This is a genomic window from Paenibacillus roseus, assembly GCF_016424485.1.
Lineage (GTDB): Bacteria > Bacillota > Bacilli > Paenibacillales > Paenibacillaceae > Paenibacillus_D > Paenibacillus_D roseus.
On sequence record NZ_JAELUP010000114.1, the window covers coordinates 1 to 769 of the forward strand.

Consider the following 769-nt stretch of genomic DNA (forward strand, 5'->3'; position numbering starts at 1 on the left):
AAGAACGGGCTTATCGGGCGACTTCAAGAGAAGACGTGGTCACCTATACGGATGGTTCAGAATCGAAATTCAATCGGGTCACATATAGTTATACAGGCGACGGAGCGGCGGTTCGATCCTCCAATAGTTCGTTTTCCACCACCGTGGACAACGGGAGAATCCAGACGACCTCTTCCTATGACCGCGTGTATATCGACGAGAATACGCCGGAAGTCTACTACAATACGCAAGTGGTCAAAAGTAGCGGCACCCAGCAGTTCACCGATACGATGGAATACAACCGGGTGAAACGCTGGCCGGTACCCACGAAAGTGACTACCCAGACCAAACAAGGGTCTTTGCAATCGACAGCCAGCGTCGTTTCCCGGGAGTATGATGAGTACGGGAATGTGATCACCGAGACCGATCCGTATACCAACACGACGAGTTATACGTATGATACAGGAAATTTGTTGCAAAGCTATACGGTTCCTGTTCAATCGAATAAAAGCTTGTTTGTCGAGTTGGAACGCTATCCGACCACGAACGGCATCAAGACGGTCAAAATGAAGGAAAATAACAGCAGCGGCTCCCTGAAGGCCCAAACGGGCTATGTATATGACAGCTACGGGAATCCAACGACGATTACAATCAAGGATGACACCCGAGACATTGTTGTTGCCAACGAATACGATTTCACGTTATACAAGGCTGGTTTCCCAACCCGTCAAGCCATTCAGGTGACCGGAGCGGATAATCAGACTACGTCGGTGGCGCAGCAGTTCCGGTA

1 pseudogene is annotated in these 769 nt (G+C 49.9%); it reads left to right on the plus strand.

The annotated features are described in order from the left end of the window. Nucleotides 1-769, plus strand: a pseudogene (locus tag JFN88_RS22790) (hypothetical protein); the annotation flags it as partial.